This window comes from Bradyrhizobium sp. 2S1, assembly GCF_011516625.5.
Classification (GTDB): domain Bacteria; phylum Pseudomonadota; class Alphaproteobacteria; order Rhizobiales; family Xanthobacteraceae; genus Bradyrhizobium; species Bradyrhizobium septentrionale.
Genome location: NZ_CP147717.1, coordinates 3,494,843 through 3,514,621, shown reverse-complemented (window position 1 = coordinate 3,514,621; position 19,779 = coordinate 3,494,843). Strand labels below are relative to the sequence as shown.

The following is a 19,779-nucleotide window of genomic DNA, read 5'->3' as shown; positions in this document are numbered from 1 at the left end:
TCATGACCGCAGCCCTTCGTTTCGATCCGATCCGCCTGCCGGAGAAATGCGAGCAGCTCCGCAAGGAGGTGCGTGCCTTCCTCGCCGAGGAGATCGCCGCCGGCACCTTCGATCCGCACGCGCCGAACCGCGAGGACAATGACGCGCCGGAATTCTCCCGCCGCGTCGGCGCCAAGGGCTGGCTCGGCATGACCTGGCCGAAGAAATATGGCGGCCAGGAGCGCTCGTTCCTCGAACGTTATGTGGTGACCGAGGAGATGCGGGTGGCGAATGCGCCGACCCGGCGCTTCTTCGTCGCCGACCGCCAGAGCGGGCCGGTGCTTTTGAAATACGCGCCCGAGCACATCAAGATGGACATCCTGCCGCGAATCTGCCGCGGCGAGGTCTGTTTTGCGATCGGCATGAGCGAGCCGAACTCCGGCTCCGATCTGTTCGCGGCGAAGACGCGCGCGACCAAGACCGACGGCGGCTATCTGATCAACGGCACCAAGATCTGGACCTCGTCGGCGCATATCGCCGATTACATGATCGCGATTTTCCGGACGTCACCGCCCACGAAAGAGAACCGCCGTCACGGCCTGACCCAGTTCCTGGTCAAGATGAAGCAGCCGGGCATTCAGGTGAACCCGATCGGCCAGATCACCGGCCAGTTCGAGTTCAACGAGGTGGTGTTCACCGATTACTTCGTGCCGGACGATCATGTGCTGGGCGAGGTCGACGGCGCCTGGAAGCAGGCAACATCCGAGCTCGCTTATGAACGCTCCGGCCCCGAGCGCTTCCTCGAGACCTATTACGTGCTCACCGAACTGGTGCGCGCGGTCGGCAAGAACCCGGACACCCGCAGCGCCGAGGGCATCGGCCGCCTGGTGGCGCAGGTCCACACCATGCGCCGCATGTCGGTGTCGGTCGCCGGCATGCTGCAGGCCGGCAAGGAGCCGGTGGTGGAGGCCTCCATCGTCAAGGACATCGGCACGGTGTGGGAGCAGCAGCTGCCGCATCGCGTCCGCGATCTCGCGGCCTTCGTCGAGGAAACCGCGACCAACCGCGAGACGCTGGAAAAGCAGCTCGATTTCGCCATCAAGACCGCGCCCAAGCTGACGATCCAGGGCGGCACCACCGAGGTGCTGCGCGGCATCATCGCCCGCGGCTTGGGCCTGCGCTAAATTCAACGAGGACAGATCAATGACCAAATACACGGATATCGGCGTCGAGACCCACGGGCATGTCGGCCTGATCGAAATCCGCAAGCCGCCGCTGAACTTCTTCGATGTCGCGCTGATCAACCAGATCGCTGACGCGCTGGAGGAAATCGACAATAATATCGAGATCCGCGCCTCGGTGCTGGCCGCGCAAGGCAAGGCGTTCTGCGCCGGCGCCAATTTTGGAGACCCGGCCCGCCAGGAGCAGGAGGAACGCGCCAAGAGCGATCCGGCCTCCAACCTGCCGATCAACCATCTCTATGTTCAGGCGGTGCGCATCTTCCGCAACAAGAAGCCGATCGTCGCGGCGATCCATGGTGCTGCGATCGGCGGCGGCCTCGGCCTCGCCGTGTCGGCCGATTTCCGCGTCGCCTGCCCTGAAGCGCGCTTCTCGGCCAATTTCACCAAGCTCGGCTTCCATCCGGGCTTCGGCCTGACCACGACGCTGCCGGAGCTGATCGGCAAGAACAATGCGGAGCTGATGTTCTACACCAGCCGCCGCGTCACCGGCGAAGAGGCCTATCGCTGGGGCCTCGCCAACGTGCTGGTGCCGCAGGATCAGGTGCGCGCTGAAGCGATGAAGCTCGCGCAGGAGATCGCCGAATGCTCGCCGCTCGGCCTGGTCTCGACCCGCGCCACCATGCGCGCCGGCCTCGCCGACCGCGTGCTCGCCGCAACCAACCACGAGTTGGAAGAGCAGACCAAGCTGCGCGCGACCGAGGACTTCAAGGAAGGCGTCAAGGCCACCGCCGAACGCCGCGTCGCCAACTTCAGGGGGCGGTGAGGCCCTCGCGCAGCTCCATCCACGTGTCGTCCCGGGCTTGACCCGGGACCATAACCACCGATGCGAGTGGCAGGACAAGCCGTCTCCCCTTGTGCCCTTTCCGCGGGCCGCGGCGTATGGGTCCCGGGTCAAGCCCGGGACGACGCTGGGGAGATGGCTCGCTAGCCTTTCGGCACCACCAGCGCATCGACGATCGTCACGCCCTGCCCCTCCGGGTGCACCAGCACCGGATTGACCTCGATCTCGGCAATCTCGCTTGCATGCTGCGCTGCCAGCACCGAAATCTGCGAAATCAAGCGCGCAAGGGCAGCGACATCCGCCTTCGGCGCGCCGCGGAAGCCGTGCAGCAGCGGTGCGGCCTTTAGCGTCTCCAGCATCGTGGTTGCTTCCGCCGGGCTCACCGACGCCGGGCGGTACACCACGTCCTTGAACAATTCGGTGGTGATGCCGCCGAGGCCCACCATCACCATCGGCCCGAAGGTCGCATCCGTCATGGTGCCGACGATGATCTCGATGCCCTTCCTGGCCATCGGCCCGATCTGCACGCCCTGGATCGCGGCATCCGGCCGCTGCTTCTGCACACTCTCCAGCATGTCGCGATAGGCGGTGAACGCCGCGCCCTTGGCGGCGATGTTGACGCGGACGCCGCCGACCTCGCTCTTGTGCGCGATCGCGGGCGACTGGATTTTCATGACAAGCGGAAATCCCGCGCGCTCGATCGCGGCATCGAGCCCGTCTCGGTCGGTCACCAGCACCTCATCCGGCAGCGCGACGCCGGCGGTTCGCAGCAGCGATTTGCTGTCATATTCGGACAGCGTCTTTGACTTCAGATGCGCGGAAAGATCGTGCGCCGGCGACGCAGATGCCGCCATCTCCGGTGCGGGCTTGAAGGCGGCATAGTCGGCCAGCCGCCGCATCGCGACGCCGACATGCGTCAGCCCCGAGAGCACCACCACGCCAGATTTCGCCAGCTCCTGCCGCGCGAAGTGCGACGGCAGCGTGTAGGAATAGAACACCACCGGCTTGTTCTGCGCCGCGATCAGCGGCTTGAGCTCGGCCTCCTTGAACGGCATCCGCGTCTCGCTCGACAGCGACAGCACGACCAGGGTCGCATCGACCTCGTCGGAGGCATCGAACAGCTCGATGCTCTTCTGCAGGCCGCCGGAGGAGACGCCCTGCGCGGTGACGTCGACCGGATTGCCCGCCGCGCCATAGGACGGCATCCACTGCTTGATCCGGCTCTGGATATCAGCCGAAAGCTCCGGCACACGCAGGCCCTGCATCGACACGGTGTCGGCGCCCCAGATGCCGGCGCCGCCTGATACCGTCAGCACCGCGACGCGATCGCCCTTCGGCAACGGATTGGTGGTCAGAACCGCGGCGATGGTCACGGCCTCGTCGAGATCGTTGGAGACGATGAAGCCGTATTTCGCGAACACCGCGTCATAGGCTGCCGACCAGCCCGCCATGCTCGCGGTATGCGAGGCCGCCGCGCGCTCGCCGGCGCCGGAGCGGCCGACCTTGGTGACGATGACAGGCTTCCTGAGCTCTGCCGCGCGCTTCGCCGCAGCCAGGAACTTGTCGACGTCACGGATGCCCTCGATGAACAGCAGGATGACGTCGGTCGACGGATCCTGCACCATGTAGTCGAGGAACTCGCCGGCGCCGAGATCGCTCTCATTGCCGGCGCTGACGACGTAGCTGAGCGCGACACCGAGCGCCTTGGCGCGATGATAGATCGCAAAGCCGATGCCGCCGCTCTGCGCGACGATGCCGATCCGCCGCTGGCTGGCGACCAGATCAGGCGCATCCGGCTTGACGTCGACGGTCGGGCTGAAGGTCGCGGCGACCTTCTGCGCCTGGCTGTAAAAGCCTTCCGCGTTGGGGCCACTGATCCGCATGCCCGTCCGCTTCGCCAGCGCCACGATCGCATCCTGCATGTCAGCGCTGTCGCCGCCCTCCTCGGCGAAGCCGGACGAGATGATGACGGCGTTCTTGACGCCGGCGGAAGCGCACTGCTCCAGCGCCGGCAACACCGCACGGGCCGGAATGACGATGACGGCGAGATCGATCGGCGCGCCGATCTCGGCGACCGACTTGAAGCACCTCAAGCCGTCGATCTCGTCATAATTCGGATTGATCGGATAGAGCGGGCCCGGATAGAGGTTCTTGCGCAGCATCGCGAGCAGCCGCCCGGGAATCTTCTCGTGATCGCGCGAGGCGCCGATCAGCGCGATGCTCTTTGGGGCGAAGAAGGTATCGAGCGGATGCGGCATGGGGCGTTCCAATTGTTGTTATTGTCGGCCACGATATTGGATCGTTGCCGCCGGCTCAATCTCTCTCCCCGTCATCCTGAGGAGCGCGGAACGCGCGTCTCAGGATGACGGAAAAATGATCTGTAGCCGTCATTGCGAGCGAAGCGAAGCAATCCATCCCTCCACTTGCCGAAACAATGGATTGCTTCGTCGCTTCAGCGCAAAATTGCTTTGCAATTTTGTCGCGAGCTCCTCGCAATGATGGTGACTACACCGTCAACTTGAACGTCACGCCGCAGAGCAGGAATTCATCCCCCGCCACCGCACAGCCCCTGGCTTTCGCGGCGTCCAGCACCTTGGCCTTGTCGGCGACCTTGAACGTCAACCCGCTCATGATCTCGCTGTCACCTTTGACGAAGCGGAAGGTGCTGTTCGGCAGCTTCACCACGGTGCCGCCGGCGGGAAAGCCGACGATCTTGCCCCAATGCTCCGCCAGCGCTTGCGGCTCGGGGCTCTGCATCTCGACCTCGGTCAACGCCAGGGTCGTGTCCTTGCGGATCGACTTCTGCCAGTCCGGGCCGGCCGGTGGATACGGCCCCAGGATGTCGTCGCTGCCGTCGGTGTGGTTGAACTCGATGAAGGCAGCGCGGCAGTCGCGCGGGTGCAGCTGCACGCCGTGATAGGGCGCGTGCGTGATCACGTTCGCGGTGCGCACGCCGATCGCATTGGCCTTTGCGCCGCGCGCATCGGGATCCTCGCAGCAGAAGATCGCCATGTAGCCGCCGCGGCCGCCGGTCTTCTCGATGAAGCGGCCGGCCGCGGTGCCGGGGCCCGGCTGGAAGGGCGCGACCACTTCCAGCAGGATGGTATCGACCGGCAGCAGCGCATTCTCGAGCCCGTATTTGGCGACGTTGCCGTCGCGGTAGCAGACATCGAGGCCCATGATCGCGGAGATGTCCGCGATCACGGGCGCGAGCTGCGGGGCCACCAGGCAGATCTGCCGCAGCCGCATGTACTCGGCCAAGGAATTGGTCACGGCTTATTGACCCTGGAAGGTGGGCTTGCGCTTCTCGACGAACGCCTTGGCCGCTTCCTTGTGATCAGTGGTCTCGCCGGCACGGGTGTGGTGGATCGCCTCGCCGTCGAAGCAGGCTTCGAGCGTCATGGTCTCGGCGTTGTTGATGTTGCGCTTGATATAGCCGAGCGTCACCGACGGTCCCTGCGCCAGCGATCGCGCGAGTTCCAGCGCCTCGGCTTCGACATCGGCATCGGGCACCACCTTGGAGACCATGCCGAGGTTATAGGCCTCCTGCGCCGACAGCACCGGCGACATCAGATAGAGCTCGCGCGCCTTGGCGCTGCCGAGCATCTTGGTCAGGAAATAGGTGCCGCCGTAGTCGCCGGAGAAGCCGACCTTGGCAAAGGCGGTGGTGATCTTGCAGGAGGCGCTGGCGACGCGCAGGTCGCAGGACAGCGCGATCGAGAGCCCGGCGCCGGCCGCCGCGCCGTCGAGCTGCGCCACCACGGGCTTCGGCATCTGGTGCAGGATGCGCGAGACCTCCATGCCGCGGCGCAGATTCGCCATCTTGGCCTCGAACGGCAGCGGCGCGCGGCCTTCCGCCATCGACTTGACGTCGCCGCCGACGCAGAAGGTGCCGCCGGCGCCCCGGATCAGCACCGCACGTACGTCGGTATCGTCCTGCGCGCGCCGCGCCGCCTCGACAAGGCCGCGCGTCATGTCCGGATTGAGCGCATTGCGCCGCTCGGGACGGTTCATGGTGATGGTGAGCAGGCCCTGGTCGAGGGATTGGAGAACCATCTGATTGTCGCTCATGGCGTTTTGCCTTTCGTTGTTGTTGATTATCTCAGCGTCATTCCGGGATGGTCCGAAGGACCAGACCACAGATGCGCAATTGCGCATCGGGGAATCTCGAGATCCTCAGATGCGCAATTGCGCATCATAGTTCGATGCGTTGCATCGCCCCGGGATGACGCTTCGCGTCACTTCTTCACCAGCGGGCAGCGCGAGTCGGCGAGCGGCTGGAACGCCTGGTCACCCGGCACCGTCGCGAGCAGCTTGTAATCGTCCCAGCGGCCCTTCGACTCCGAGGGCTTCTTGACCTCGAACAGGTACATGTCGTGCACCATGCGGCCGTCCTCGCGAATCCGGCCGTTCTTGGCGAACATGTCGTTGATCGGGGTCTCCTTCATCACCTTCATGACGGCGGCCGCATCGGTGGTGCCGGCGGCCTTCACCGCCTTCAGGTAATGCGTCACCGAGGAATAGACGCCGGCCTGCGCCGAGGTCGGCACCCGCTTGACGCGCTCCATGAAGCGTTTCGAGAACGCGCGGGTGTCGTCATTGAGGTCCCAATAGAACGCTTCCGCCAGCAGCAGCCCCTGCGCGGTGTCGAGCCCGACGCTGTCGATGTCGGTCACGAACGCGAGCAGCGGTGACAGCTTCTGCCCGGTCTTGGTGAGGCCGAACTCCGCCGCCTGCTTGATCGCGTTGATGGTGTCGCCGCCGGCATTCGCAAGCCCGATCACCTTGGCCTTCGAGGCCTGCGCCTGCAGCAGGAAGGACGAGAAGTCCGAGGTGTTGATCGGATGCCGCACATTGCCGAGCACCTTGCCGCCCGACTTCACCACGACATTGCTGGTGTCCTTTTCGAGGTCCTGGCCGAACGCATAGTCCGCGGTCAGGAAGAACCAGGTGTCGAGGCCGGATTTCACCGCGGCAAGGCCGGTCACATTGGCCTGCGCGAAGGTGTCGAACACATAGTGCACGGTATAGGGGCCGCAGGCCTCGTTGGAGAGGCGGATCGAGCCCGGGCCGTTGAACATGATGATCTTGCCGCGCGCCTTGGCGATCTCACCGGCGGCGAGCGCGGTCGCCGACGCCGCAACGTCGAAGATCATCTCGACGCCCTGGTTGTCGATCATGTCGCGGGCGATGTTGGCGGCAAGGTCGGCCTTGTTGAGGTGGTCGCCGACCACGATCTCGACCTTGCGTCCGAGCACCGTGCCGCCGAAATCCTCCACCGCCATCTTGGCCGCGGTTTCGCTGCCCGAGCCGGTGATGTCGGCATAGAGGCTCGACATATCGAGGATGCCGCCGAGCTTCAGCGGAGGCTTGTCCTGCGCCAGCGACGCATTCGCCGAGATCGCAAACACACAGGCCAACACGCCGGCCAAAACTCGTCTCATTCAAACCCTCCCTTGAGATGCGGACCTCATTCCTTCAGGTCCGTTTCGAGGGCTGGATCATGCCGCATGGCCCGCACTGCAGCAAGCCGCAGCGGCAGCAATATGTTTTCCGCTAAGCGGAATGAGGCGCCGCGCCGGAGCTGCCGGCGCGGCGTCGATATCTTCCAGCCGCGATGCGAGATCAGAGATGAAAGTCGGGAACGGTGGAAAAGGGCGTTCCCGCCGGCAGGCCGAGGAACAAATACTGCGTGCCGTATTGTCCGGCGAACGCCGATGCCGCGGCATCCATGATGACATGGCCGCCCAGATCGAGATGCAGTTCCGGCCGGGTGATCGCCCCGAGCGTGTAGGCCGGTGCGATGGTCTCGTTGATGTGCAGCGCATCGAAGGCGGCTGATACCGCCGACAGCGAGGCCGCGTTGCCGGCCAGGTCGACGACACTGGCGCCGTTGGCCGCGAAGCCGGTCAAGGCCAGCGAGGCGGCGCGGTCCGTCGACGACACGACGTGATCGAACACCAACTTGGAGGGATCGCCGAGCAGCGCCGTCGCCGCGGCATCGTAGATCGCGCTGCCGCCATCGTTCAGCGTCAGGGTCGGCGTGCCGCTGATGACATGAACCGCTTCGTTGAAGCCGACGGTCAATTGCACCAGCGAACCCGTCGCCGCAACGCCGCCGGACGGCGTCGCGGTGATTCCGGTGAGATGCGGCGCTGCCGTGTCGAGGGTGAAGATCAGGCTCGACGATGCACTGACATTGCCGGCGGCATCGACCTCCTGCACCGTCACCGAATGCACGCCGTCGGTCGTGAACACCGGCGCTGATGTCGAGAAGCTCGAGGCGCCGTCGGCCTTGAAGCGGAGCGTGTCGGCCGCATCGGCCTTGTAATAGTCGATCAGCGGATTGCTGGTGATGTGATCGGCACCCGAGACGCCGGTGTCCTGATGCAGCATCAGCATCGGCGTCATTGGAGCCTTGGTGTCGCCGCTGAAATTGACGGAGTTGCTTGCCGCACCGGCATTGCCGGCGATGTCGGTGTAACTTGACCCGGTGACGGACAGATTGGCCGACAGATGGTCGGTCACGTTGGCCGTGAAGACCGCGGTGTAGATATCGTGGCCAGCGCCGTTGATGCCGACATGGACCAGACTGCCGAGCAGACCGCCATGGACGGCGATATCGCCGAGACTGAAGCCGGCGACCGCCTCGGAGAAGGTGAAGGTCATCAGCGCCGCATCGCCCGCGTGCAGCACGGTGTGATCGGCCGCCACCGATATCGTCGGCGAATGCGTATCGCCGCCGATGTTGGCGGTGTTGCTCGCCGCGCCCGAGTTGCCGGCGTCGTCGGTATAGCTCGCGGCCGTGACCCGGATCGAACCCGCCACGACGTCGTTGATATCAGGCGCGAAGATCGCGGTGTAGACGTCCTGGCCCGAGCCGTTGAGCCCGACATGGACTAGATTGCTCAGCGCACCACCGGCGACGACGGTATCGCCGAGCGCGAAACCGGCGACCTCTTCAGAGAAGGTGAAGGTGACGACCGAAGTCTGGCCGGCAAGCACCGTGCTCGGGCTCGCCGCGACCGACACCGTCAGGGCCTTGGTATCGCCGGTAAAATTGATCGTGCTGCTGGCCGCACCGGCGTTGCCGGCAATGTCGGTATAACCGGATGCCGTGACCTGTACCGAGCCCGCCTCGGCATTGCTCACATCAGGCGTGAAGATTGCGGTGTAGACGTCCTGACCTGACGCGTTGACGCCGACATGGACCAGATTGCCCAGCGCGCCGCCGTGCACCGCGACGTCACCGAGCGCGAAGCCCGCGACTTCTTCGGAGAAAGTGAACGTCACCAGCGCGGTCTGGCCCGCCAGCAGCGCGTTGCGATCCGCCGCGATCGAGACGGTCGGCGCCAGCGTGTCGCCGCCAATGGTCGCCGTGTTGCTTGCCGCACCGGCGTTGCCGGCGGTATCGCCATAACCAGCCGCGTTGACTTTCACCGAACCGGTCTCGGTGTCGCTGACATCGGGCGTGAAGATCGCGGTGTAGACGTCCTGGCCTGACGCGTTGAGCCCGACATGCACGAGATTGCTCAGCGACCCGCCATGGACAGCCGTGTCGGCAAGCGTGAAGCCGGACACGGCCTCGGAGAAGGTGAAGGTCGCAACCGAGAGGTCGCCGGCCAGCACCGTGTCCGGATTGAGCGTGACCGATACCGTCGGCGCCAGCGTGTCGCCCGTGAAGTTGACGGTGTTGCCGACCGCGCCGGTATTGCCAGCCGTGTCGGCATAACTGGATGCGTTGACCTGGACCGAGCCCGACTCGGCGTTGGTGACGTCGGGCGTGAAGGTCGCGTCCTGGCCGGCGCCGTTGACGCCGACATGGATGAGGCCGCCCAGCGCGCCGCCGCTGACACTGACATCGCCGAGCCCGAAGCCCGCGACCGCCTCGGAGAAGGTGAAGTTCACGACCGCGGTCTGACCGGCGAGCAGGGCGGTGTGATCGGCTGATACCGACACCGTCGGCGCCTTGGTATCGCCGGTGAAGTTGATCGTGTTGCTCGACGTGCCGGAATTCCCCGCGACATCGGTATAACCAGACGCGTTGACCTGCACCGAACCCGCCTCGGTGTTGGTGACATCGGGCGTGAAGGTCGCGGTGTAGACGTCACGGCCGGAGCCATCGACGCCGGCATGGGCGAGGTTACCCAGCGTGCCGCCATGGACCGTGACATCGCCGAGCCCAAAGCCTGTGATGGCCTCGGAGAAGGTGAAGGTGACGACGGCGGTATCGCCCGCGGTCAGCGCGGTGTGATCGGCGGTCACCGCTACCGCCGGCACCTTGGTGTCGCCGCTGACGGTGATCGCGTTGCTCGCCGCACCGGCATTGCCGGCAACGTCGGTATAACTCGACGCATTGACCTGCACCGAGCCTGCCTCGGAATCGGCTACACCAGGCGTGAAGGTCGCCGTGTAGATGTCCTGGTGCGCGCCGTTGAGGCCGACATGGACGAGGTTGCTCAGCGTGCCGCCGCTCACCGTCGCATCCGACAGCGCGAAGCACGTGACCGCCTCGGAGAAGGTGAAGGTGACGGTCGAGGTCTGTCCGGCCAGCAGCGAGCTCGGGGTCGCGGCCACCGACACGGTCGGTGCGATCGCGTCGATCACGAGATGCAGGTCGGTCGCCGCATGGGTCACGTCGGCGTCTTGCCCGCCGGGATCCTTGATCGTGCCGCCGTTGAGCGAGAGGCTCTGCACCTGCAGATCGGACGTGCTGTCGCCGTCCTGCACGGTGTAGCTGAACACCAGCGCCTGCGAACCGCTGCCGCTGACATAGGTCGCGGCCTTGCCGTCGTTGAGCAGCAGCTCCGGCGTACCGGTCACGCTCACCGTGTTGCTGAAATTGACGGTGATGGTCACGACCTTGCCGGTGTTCAGCGTCGTGAGGTGAGCGGTGGTATCTGATGTGACCGAGGCGATGCTTGCCTGTGACCGGATTTCGAGATGCGGCGTCGCCGAGCCGTCGGAGCCAAGGAGCAGCGAGCCGGCCGAGGCGCCGGCGCCAAAGCTCAGATTCAGCGAGGCGAGCGTCGTGCCGCCGCTGCTCTTCACGACAAGCACGCCGTTCGCATAGGACAGCGTCGCCGTTGCGTCATAGGCGATGTTGCCGAAGTCGATGGTGTCGCCACCGGCGAAGCCGGTGATCGAGCTGCCGAACGCCGTGCCGGAGAACGCCACGGCATCGAGCACGAGCTTGTCGGTCGTTCCATCCGTGAAGGCGATCGCGCCGGTACCCGCCGCGCCATTCGCCGCCAGCTCGAGCGTGGCGCCCCTGATGACGGTGCCGCCCGAATAGGTGTTGTGCGCCGACAGCACGAGCCGGCCGCCGCCGGCCACCTCGACATCACCCGGCGTCGCGCCGTCGGAGATGACGCCGCTCTGGGTGACGGTCTCGCCGGGCGCGACATTGAAGATCGGATCGCCCGCGACCGTGATGTTGTGGGTCTGCGTAAATCCGTCGGTGAAGCTGATGCCGGTGCCGTCGCCGAGCTTCAGGATGCTGGTGACCGCGCCGAGATTGACGTTGGCCGAGATCGATATCACCGTCCCGCTGCCGCTGACGGCGGTGTAACCGGTGTAAGTGTTGTTGCCGCCGAGGATGACGGTGCCGCCGCCACTGATGGTGAGGCCGCCTGTGCCCGCATTGGCGGCGGTGCCTCCACTGCCGCTCTGGTCGGCGATGTCGTTCGCAATGGTCAGCGTCTGGCCGCTGCCAGGTGCGAAGCTGAGATTGTTGTTGCCCTGGATGAAGATGCCAGAGCCGTACGCCGAGCCGCTGGCCTGGCCGATGCCATTGGTGCCGCCGGCGACGGCGTTAAAGTCCGAATCGTTCGACAGCGAACCGCTCTTGATGGTCAGCGAGCCACCTTGCTGAACGAAGACCGTGCCGCCGGCGCCGAGGCCACCGCCGCCGCCCGGCGCGCCGTTGCCATTGGTGCCGCCATTGCCGCCGCCAAAGCCTCCGACACCGCCAATGCCGCCGCCGCCACCGAAGCCGCCATCGCCGTTGTAGCCGCCGCCACCGCCGAAGCCGCCGTTGCCGCCATCGCCGCCTCCACCACCGAAGCCGCCATTGCCGCCATCAGCTCCGTTGCCGCCGCCGATACCGCCCCCCGGCCCGTACGATGCGCGAACGCCGCTGCCGATCCACCCCGCCGCGCCGCCGCCACCGCCATTGGCGCCGCCTGATCCGCCATACCAGTAAAGCATAGTCCCGCCACCGAACGGGATCAGGTAACCGTCGCTCCCTTTGCCGCCCCCGGCAGTGTTGGGGACAATGCCGGGCGAACCGTTGGCAAAGAGATCCGAGTCCGAGCCTTGAGCGCCGAGGCCGATCCCGCCGCCACCGCCGAAGCCGTAGCCGGACGTGATACTGCCCGTGCCGCCGCCACCGCCGTTGCCGCCGCCGCGGACGACGCCGCCGCCTGCGGCCACCGTGTTCTGGATGGTCAGGTTCTCGAGATTGACGTTGCCGGCATAAACGAAGAAGCCACGCTGGGCGTTGAGGCCGTCGATCGTGTGCGTGCCGCCGTGGCCGTCGCTGCCGTTGATCGTGACGCTCGACCCGCTCAGCAAATTGAGCGCGTACAGCTCCGACGTGAGGCTGAAGTTGGCGGTGATGTTGATCGTGTAGTTGGCATTCTGCGCGGCGTTTACCCCGCCGGAATCCATCTGCAGGATGGCCGCGTTGAGCTCGGCGACGTTGGAGACATTGAAGACGCGGGTCGAGACGACCTGCACGATCGTTCCACCGTTGGCATCCTGCGAGAGCTGGAAACTGGTACCGGCGCCGACCCCGGCGAGGGTCAGCGTATCGGTCGTGGTGCCGTTCGAGATCGATAGCGTGTTGCCGGACAGGCTGACTGTGTTGAGCGACGGATTCTGGGTGTTGTACTGCAGCCCGGTCAGGTCGATGAACTGGCCGGGATTGAAGTTCGCGATCGTGTTGGTGAACGCATTGCCGCTCAGCGCAGCGTTGTCGATCTTCAGCGTGCCGGCAATGCCTGTCGTGAACGAGATATTGCCGGCTCCGGCGGCGCCGGCCGCGGTGAGCCACACCGTACCCGAATAGATCGTCGTGCTGCCGTAGGTGTTGGCGGCGTGGCCAAGCACGAGCGTACCGCCGCCGTCGATGCCGAGACTGCCGCTGCCGGTCACGACGGCGGTGTCGGTGACGGTCGTACCGTTCGCGATCGACAGGATCGATTGCCGCTGACCGAGAGCGCGTCGTCGAAAGTGCCGCTCGATGTCAGTGACAGATGCGCGCTGCTCAGTCCGAACGTCCCGGTCAGCCCGGCGAGCTGACCCATCCCGAGTTGCAACGTGCCGGCGCCGGACAGCATGAACGAACCGGAGCCGCTGATCGAGCCGGTATCCACGATGGTGCCGGACGATATGTCGAAGGTGCCGCCGTTGAGGATCAGCGCGCCGGTCGAGCCGACGATATTGTTGTCGGCGGTGATCGACAGGACGTTGCCGCCATCGATCTGGGTGCCGCCGACGTAAGTGTTGGCAGCCGTCAGCGTCAGCGTGCCGCCGCCGGAGACGACCAGCTTTCCGCTCGTGCCGCTGCCGCTGATGCCTTTTTCGTCGGCGATGGTGTCGCCGATCGTCAGCGTCGTGACGGTTTGCAGGCCCTGGGAAAACGTGGGCACGGTGTGCGTCGGCGTGACGACCATGGTGCCCTGGATAAAGATGTCGCCATAGGCCGAGCCATTGCCCGCGCCGTTGGCGCCGGTGCCGCCGGTCTCGGTGGCATCCATCAAGGTGCCGCCGATGACGGTGAGTTTGCCGCCCTGCTGGACGAAGATGTCGCCGCCAGCGCCTAATCCGCCGCCCCCGCCGCCGGCGAGCGAGCCACTGCCTGCACCAAACCCGCCGGTGCCGGGCGTGCCGTTCGAACCGCCGCCGCCGCCGCCAAAGCCGCCATCGCCGCCGGTGTGCGTGTATCCGCTGCCGTTGCCGGAGCCACCGCCTCCGCCAGCGAAACCACCATCGCCGCCGCCATAAATGCCACCGCCGCCTCCGCCACCAACACCGCCAGCGCCGCCGAAGCCGCCAGCGCCGCCGAAGCCGATCAGGGTGCCCGAGGGGCTGCCGCCCACCGAGTTGCCGCCACCGATACCACCACCCCCGCCGCCGACGCCGCCGGCGCCGCCGCCACCATTCGCGCCGCCGGAGGCATGCGCGCCGAAGCCAATGCCGCCGTAATTGTCGGCGCTCTGTCCACCGCCCGGACCAACAACGGTCGCCGGCGTGCCACTCGAGGTCTGCGCGCCGGTTGAAGGATGCTGGCTGTCAGAGCCCGCCTCGCTGTAGCCATTGGCACCGTTGCCATGGTCGCCGTAATAGTCTTGGCCGCCGAAGCCGCCGCCACCACCGCCGGCCGGATCGACCGCGCCGCCATTGCCACCTTTGGCGGTGTTGCTGCCGAAATTGACGTTGTTCAGCGTGACGTCGGCATTCTGCCCGACGAACAGGCCGCCGCCGAGGCCTGCGCCGCCACCACCGCCACCGGTGCCGCCACCACCGCCGCTTGCGACGGCGTTGACGATGGTGAGATTCTTGAACGTCACCTTGCCGGCGACGACGACGAAGCCTTGATAGCCGCGGGCGTCGATGACGTCGCTATTGTCCTGGCCGCCGAGCTGATTGTTGTAGTCGGAGCTGCCGTCGAAGGTCAGCGTCGAGCCGCTCATCAAATTGATGGCCGGCAGATCGTCCAGCAGTTGCAGCGTGCGCGCGGCGCCAGAGGTCGAGAAGTTGATGATGTAGTCGGTATTGGCCGCAGCCAGGCCGCCGCCGACGCTGATCGCCGAGATCGCGTTGTAGAGCTGGGTGTAATCGTGGACCGGATCGCTGGTCGTCAGCGTGAGAACAACAGGATTCGACACCAGGGACCTCGGCAATATGCGAGAGCGACTGCGATCCGTCGCTGTTTCAAAAAAATTGCCGATTAGCTACATCGTGTCGCAAGCCATTGGCAACAATAACGAATTCTCATTCCGCGCACGGACTTGAGATGGTGAAGCGGTAAGGTTGATGCGCGCGAGGACCGCGCTGCGCAGGCGCGGACGGCAATCTGCGTCACCGGACGCGGCAGATGCGACGACGTCGTCCCTTGGCGGGCCCGCGCCATTGTGAAACTCGCAACACGACTTTGCGCGCAATGAGAAGTGCCGCAAAGAATTGATCCGCAATGCGTTGCCGAATCAAGGATGGCTCCATCGATGCCGTCTCGCTTCGCTTGTGGCTCCGATGCGATCTTTCCGTCAGACTGAGCTTATTTGCGACTGCGCTCCGAACGGAGCGCGCCGGAACGCCGAGTGCAGCATGATGCTTCCACGCGATACAGCATGGCGTCGCAGCCCGCGGGTGGTGACGATGACAGTCTGCGCCCTCGCGATCGGCGCCTGCATCGGACGCGCCGAGGCGGCCGGATGCAGTTTCGAGATTCAGGGCGAGGGCCGTGTTGCGGGGGTAATCGATGCGCGCAACTTTCGGCTGGATGACGGCCGTGAGGTCAAGCTTGCCGGCATCGAGGTCGCGGACCGGGCGAAGGCCGCCGCCGCGCTGTCGGCGCTGCTGCTCGGCCGCGACGTCACGCTGCGCGGACAGGATGACACGCCGGACCGCTATGGCCGGCAGCCGGCCTATGCGTTCCTCGACGGCCAAGAGACGTCCGTGCAGGGTGAATTGCTGCGCCGTGGCCTCGCTCTGGTGTCTGCAGAGATCGCCGACAAGGACTGCGCCGCGGCCCTGATGGCGGCGGAGGCCGAGGCGAGGACCGCCCGATCGGGAACTTGGGCCGAGTCCAGCGTCATAAAAAACGCCGAAAGTTCCGACGATATTTTGGCCGGGATCGGGCGTTTTACAGTGGTCGAGGGCAGGGTTTTGTCCGTGCGTCAGGCTGGCGCGACGACCTATCTGAATTTCGGCCGAAACTGGACTCGGGACTTTGCTGCGACTATTTCAAGGCGCATAGTCCCTGCGTTCGAGGCGGCCGAGCTTGCGCCCAAGTCTCTGGAAAATCGTAGGATTCGTGTGCGAGGCTGGGTGGAAGCACGGCGTGGGCCGCGAATCGAATTGCTCCGGGTGGGGCAGCTTGAAGTGCTCGGCGGGAACTAGGGGCCAGTAGGCCATGCCCCGGCCGGTTCATGGGACAATTTGTGGGTATTTGACGTGATTGAGCACGCAGGACGGCATGAAGGGGGGACTGGCCGCCGTCTTTCGGCTGCGCTGGCGCTCGTCTGCGCGGCCCTGACGCTCTCGGCCTGCGGCAATATCGGCAATGTCGGCCGTTTCGAGCAGGCTCCCCCGACCGCAGCGGCGGCTCCGGTGAAGCCGAATCGCGTGGTGCAGCAGACGCCCAACAGCGAGCGCGAGCATGAGCGCATCCTGTCGTCCTATGGCGGCGCCTATGACGATCCGAAGCTCGAGGCCCTGATCAGCAAGACCGTCGATCAGTTGGTCGCCGCGTCAGAACGGCCCGACCAGGCCTACAAGGTCACGATCCTCAATTCCGGCGCAGTCAACGCCTTCGCGCTGCCGACCGGTCAGCTCTACGTCACGCGCGGCCTGATCGCGCTCGCCAGCGACACTTCCGAGCTCTCCTCGGTGCTGAGCCACGAGATGGCGCATGTACTGGCCAAGCACGCCGCGATGCGCGAGGACCAGGCGCGCCAGGCCGCGGTGGTGACGCGCGTCGTCACCGACATGAGCAGCGACCCCGATCTCACGGCGCTGGCGCTCGCCAAGACCAAGCTGACGATGGCGAGCTTCTCGCGGCAGCAGGAGTTCGAGGCCGACGGCATCGGCGTCGGAATCGCCGCGCGCGCACATTTCGATCCCTACGGCGCGGCGCGCTTCCTGACCGCGATGGAGCGCAATGCCGCGCTCAAGGTCGGCAAGACCGCGCTCGATCCGCGCGCGCAGGACTTCACCTCGTCGCATCCGGCGACGCCTGAGCGCATCGCCAATGCGCAGACCACCGCGCGGCAATACTCGTCGCCCGAAAACAACGAGCGCGACCGCGAGACCTATCTCGCCGCGATCGACAACATCGTCTATGGCGAGGACCCCAGCGAGGGGTTTGTGCGCGGCCGCCGCTTCCTGCATCCCAAGCTCGGCTTCACCTTCACCGCGCCCGACAATTTCACGCTCGACAATACCGCGCAGGCGGTGATCGGCGTGCGCGAGGGCGGCAGCCAGGCGATGCGCTTCGATGTGGTGCGGGTACCGGCCGAGCAATCGCTCGGCGACTATCTGAACTCCGGTTGGATGGAAGGCGTCGAGAAATCCTCGACCGAGGACCTCAACATCAACGGCTTTCCAGCGGCATCGGCCACCGCGCATGGCGACCAGTGGCAGTTCAAGGTCTACGCGCTGCGCTTCGGCAGCGACGTCTATCGCTTCATCTTCGCCGCCAAGCAAAAATCCACCGAGAGCGAGCGCAACGCGCGCGAGACCGTCAACTCGTTCCGCCGCCTGACGCTCGACGAGATCCAGGCCGCGCGGCCGCTGCGCATCAAGGTCATCAACGTGCAGCCCGGCGATACTGTGGAATCGCTGTCGCACCGCATGGCCGGCGTCGATCATCCGGCCGAGCGCTTCCGCGTGCTCAACGGACTCGATTCCCATGCCCAGGTGAAGCCGCGCGACCGCGTCAAGATCGTGGTGGATTGAGGCCGTGCACGCACCCTCGCCACCGTCGTCCCGGCGAACGCCGGGACCCATAACCACCGTTATCGATTGATGGAAAAAGTTGGGGCCACAGCGCGCCCTAGCAACATATTCCTGTGGTTATGGGTCCCTGCTTCCGCAGGGACGACGTAGAGAGAAAGAGAACGCTCTATTTCGCCTTCTCCTTCAAGAAGGCGATGATGTCGGCGCGGTCCTTCGGATCCTGAACCTCGTAGAACATCTTGGTGCCCGGAACCATGGCGTCCGGACCGGTCAGCCATTTGTCGAGATTGGCCTCGGTCCACACGATCTTCGAGTCCTTCAGCGCTGGCGAGTAATTGTAGCCCGCGACGGTGCCGGCGAGGCGGCCGACGACACCCTTGTGCATCGGGCCGACGTCGTTCTTCTCGATCGAATGGCAATCGCCGCAGCCCTGGTACAGCGTGGCGCCGCGCGCCGGATCTCCCGCCGCCCGGGCGCTGTTGAGGGCGAGTAGAAGCGCAATCGCCGCCATCGCGGCGAGTTTGGCGTGCCGCGGCGCGATAGCGCCTGCGATCGAACGAATGGTCATTGCATGGGGCTCCTGTTTGCCACCACAACAGGAGCAGCCACCCTGCCATTCTATTCCCTGAAATTTTGCCTGCGGGCGCGGTTCCTTCAATCCTCGCAGCGGCCGACGTAATTGCGGATCAGATGATAATGCGCGCCCGTCCGGGCGTAGTCCTGATGCAGGCAGCCATCGGCGCGGTGGTGCAACTGCTGCGCGCCCTCGCAATTGAAGTGCTCGAAGTGCAGCCGGACCACGCGGGCGTTGTCGAGATAGGTCGCGAAATAGTGCCCGGCATTGGGCCGCGACCCGCACATATGCAGGACCGCATTGCGGATATCGGGCGGCAGATTGTCGATGCGCTCCGCGTTCCACGGGTCATCGCGCGGAAAGCTGCCCCCGCGGGCAAGGGCCCCCGATGGGTCCAGCAGACCCAGCAGCAGGGTGCCAATGGCAATCGGTGCGCGATATCCGCGTGGCGTTCGAGCGGTCATGCCGTGCCGCCTCGATCGGCAGCCCAAGCTTGCCGCACAAAGACGCTGGACGCCAGCCGCATTGATCGCTGACATCAGCACGTCTTGTTGAAGTTTTTTCCCGTCTGCGAGGAATATCCGCGTCACCGGCCGATCTATTCCAAGCTGCCACCTCCGCAGCGCGCCGCGCGACAGGAGCATCCCCAGTGTTTCTCAACCGGTGCGGCGCCGTCGCTCGACTTGCCCAACTCGGGTGCGCGCTTGCTGCGCTCACACTCGCAGCAGCCACCGCTGCGCGCGCGGACGGCTGTCCCAAGGCGAGCGACGAAATTGCGACCGACCGGCCGCAACAGTGGCCGCAGCATCGACGGCAGCAACAGCCGCTGGCGGCTCGGCATCGCGCCCTGCCTCGAAGTGCTGATCGACCTGCCGAGCTACACCGGCACGCTGAAGTCGCCCGGCGCCTCGGGCTTTTCCGACGTGGCGCCCGGCATCAAATGGCAGATCAGCCCGGTGCCGGGGAAGATCGACCTCTCGCTCACCGCCGGCGTCGCGCTGCCGACGGGTGCGGCCGAAATCGCCGGGCGCGGCGCGCAGCCCTACATCCAGCTGCCATGGTCCTGGAGCTGCATGAAGGCTGGGGCGTCAGCGGCATGTTCACGGAATTCTTCCGTCCCGCCGAGCTGACGGGACGGCACATGTCGGAAGCGACCTTCGTGATCGAGAAGAAGCTAACCGAGCGGATCAGCGTGTTCACTGAATATGTCGGCGACTATCCTGACGGCGCGCGGCCGACCCAGCTGATCAATTCCGGCGGTCTCTACCGGATCACGCCGACCCAGCAGGTCGACCTCCATGTCGCGTTCGGGCTCAACCGCAACTCGCCGAACTATATCGTCGGTGTGGGGTATTCATTCCGCGTCGACGGGCTGTTTCGATGACGATGGTGATGGGCCCATCTCCATCCGCGCGGCGCTTCCACCTCCCCTTGAAAAGGGGAGGTCGCTTCGCTCGCCAGAGCAAAGCGGGTGGGAATCCTGTCTCTCCACACGCGCCGGTGCCTGTGGCTAACCCCCA

General features: G+C 65.5%; 14 protein-coding genes. 6 read left to right on the top strand and 8 right to left on the bottom strand.

Annotation, left to right across the window (positions count from 1 at the left end; genetic code table 11):
* Positions 1 to 2: 2 nt before the first annotated feature.
* Positions 3 to 1,163, top strand: coding sequence for an acyl-CoA dehydrogenase family protein (locus tag HAP54_RS16535; protein WP_018269158.1), 1,161 nt, complete (start codon positions 3 to 5; stop codon positions 1,161 to 1,163).
* 19 nt (positions 1,164 to 1,182) lie between these two features.
* Complete coding sequence (locus HAP54_RS16530) at positions 1,183 to 1,983, top strand: enoyl-CoA hydratase/isomerase family protein (protein WP_166301731.1); 801 nt, start codon at positions 1,183 to 1,185, stop codon at positions 1,981 to 1,983.
* 161 nt (positions 1,984 to 2,144) lie between these two features.
* Here the strand turns inward: HAP54_RS16530 and HAP54_RS16525 are convergent, their stop codons facing one another.
* The 6 genes from HAP54_RS16525 to HAP54_RS16500 all read right to left on the bottom strand — a co-directional run bounded on the left by HAP54_RS16525 (position 2,145) and on the right by HAP54_RS16500 (position 14,894).
* On the bottom strand, positions 2,145 to 4,259 hold the full coding sequence (locus HAP54_RS16525; protein ID WP_166301728.1) for an acetate--CoA ligase family protein: 2,115 nt from the start codon (positions 4,257 to 4,259) through the stop codon (positions 2,145 to 2,147).
* A gap of 247 nt (positions 4,260 to 4,506) precedes the next feature.
* Complete coding sequence (locus tag HAP54_RS16520; RefSeq protein WP_166307941.1) at positions 4,507 to 5,262, bottom strand: VOC family protein; 756 nt, start codon at positions 5,260 to 5,262, stop codon at positions 4,507 to 4,509.
* A 15-nt stretch (positions 5,263 to 5,277) separates the two neighbouring features.
* Positions 5,278 to 6,072: an enoyl-CoA hydratase gene (locus tag HAP54_RS16515; RefSeq protein ID WP_166301725.1), complete on the bottom strand. Its 795-nt coding sequence runs from the start codon at positions 6,070 to 6,072 to the stop codon at positions 5,278 to 5,280.
* A 167-nt stretch (positions 6,073 to 6,239) separates the two neighbouring features.
* Positions 6,240 to 7,445, bottom strand: a complete 1,206-nt coding sequence (locus HAP54_RS16510) for an ABC transporter substrate-binding protein (protein ID WP_029079637.1) — start codon at positions 7,443 to 7,445, stop codon at positions 6,240 to 6,242.
* A 181-nt stretch (positions 7,446 to 7,626) separates the two neighbouring features.
* The gene (locus HAP54_RS16505; protein WP_166301722.1) at positions 7,627 to 13,158 is read right to left on the bottom strand and encodes a beta strand repeat-containing protein; all 5,532 of its coding nucleotides are present in this window, start codon (positions 13,156 to 13,158) and stop codon (positions 7,627 to 7,629) included.
* Positions 13,155 to 14,894 carry a hypothetical protein gene (locus HAP54_RS16500; protein ID WP_210297538.1) on the bottom strand — a complete coding sequence of 580 codons (1,740 nt, stop codon included), beginning with the start codon at positions 14,892 to 14,894 and terminating at the stop codon, positions 13,155 to 13,157. Before HAP54_RS16500 ends, HAP54_RS16505 begins: the two co-directional genes overlap by 4 nt.
* Before the next feature lie 442 nt (positions 14,895 to 15,336).
* On the opposite strand from HAP54_RS16500, the gene HAP54_RS16495 reads away from it, so the two are divergent.
* Positions 15,337 to 16,128, top strand: a complete 792-nt coding sequence (locus tag HAP54_RS16495; protein WP_175619795.1) for a thermonuclease family protein — start codon at positions 15,337 to 15,339, stop codon at positions 16,126 to 16,128.
* 54 nt (positions 16,129 to 16,182) lie between these two features.
* Positions 16,183 to 17,685, top strand: a complete 1,503-nt coding sequence (locus HAP54_RS16490; protein WP_414646198.1) for a M48 family metalloprotease — start codon at positions 16,183 to 16,185, stop codon at positions 17,683 to 17,685.
* 166 nt (positions 17,686 to 17,851) lie between these two features.
* Here the strand turns inward: HAP54_RS16490 and HAP54_RS16485 are convergent, their stop codons facing one another.
* Complete coding sequence (locus HAP54_RS16485; protein ID WP_166211919.1) at positions 17,852 to 18,253, bottom strand: c-type cytochrome; 402 nt, start codon at positions 18,251 to 18,253, stop codon at positions 17,852 to 17,854.
* Between the two features lie 86 nt (positions 18,254 to 18,339).
* On the bottom strand, positions 18,340 to 18,903 hold the full coding sequence (locus tag HAP54_RS16480) for a hypothetical protein (protein ID WP_166301713.1): 564 nt from the start codon (positions 18,901 to 18,903) through the stop codon (positions 18,340 to 18,342).
* 129 nt (positions 18,904 to 19,032) lie between these two features.
* Here HAP54_RS16480 and HAP54_RS16475 point away from each other — a divergent pair, with 129 nt between their 5' ends.
* A complete protein-coding gene (locus HAP54_RS16475; RefSeq protein WP_224741906.1) occupies positions 19,033 to 19,389 on the top strand; it encodes a hypothetical protein in 357 nt (118 codons plus the stop codon).
* Positions 19,356 to 19,643: a transporter gene (locus tag HAP54_RS16470; protein WP_224741907.1), complete on the top strand. Its 288-nt coding sequence runs from the start codon at positions 19,356 to 19,358 to the stop codon at positions 19,641 to 19,643. Before HAP54_RS16475 ends, HAP54_RS16470 begins: the two co-directional genes overlap by 34 nt.
* Positions 19,644 to 19,779: the final 136 nt, after the last annotated feature.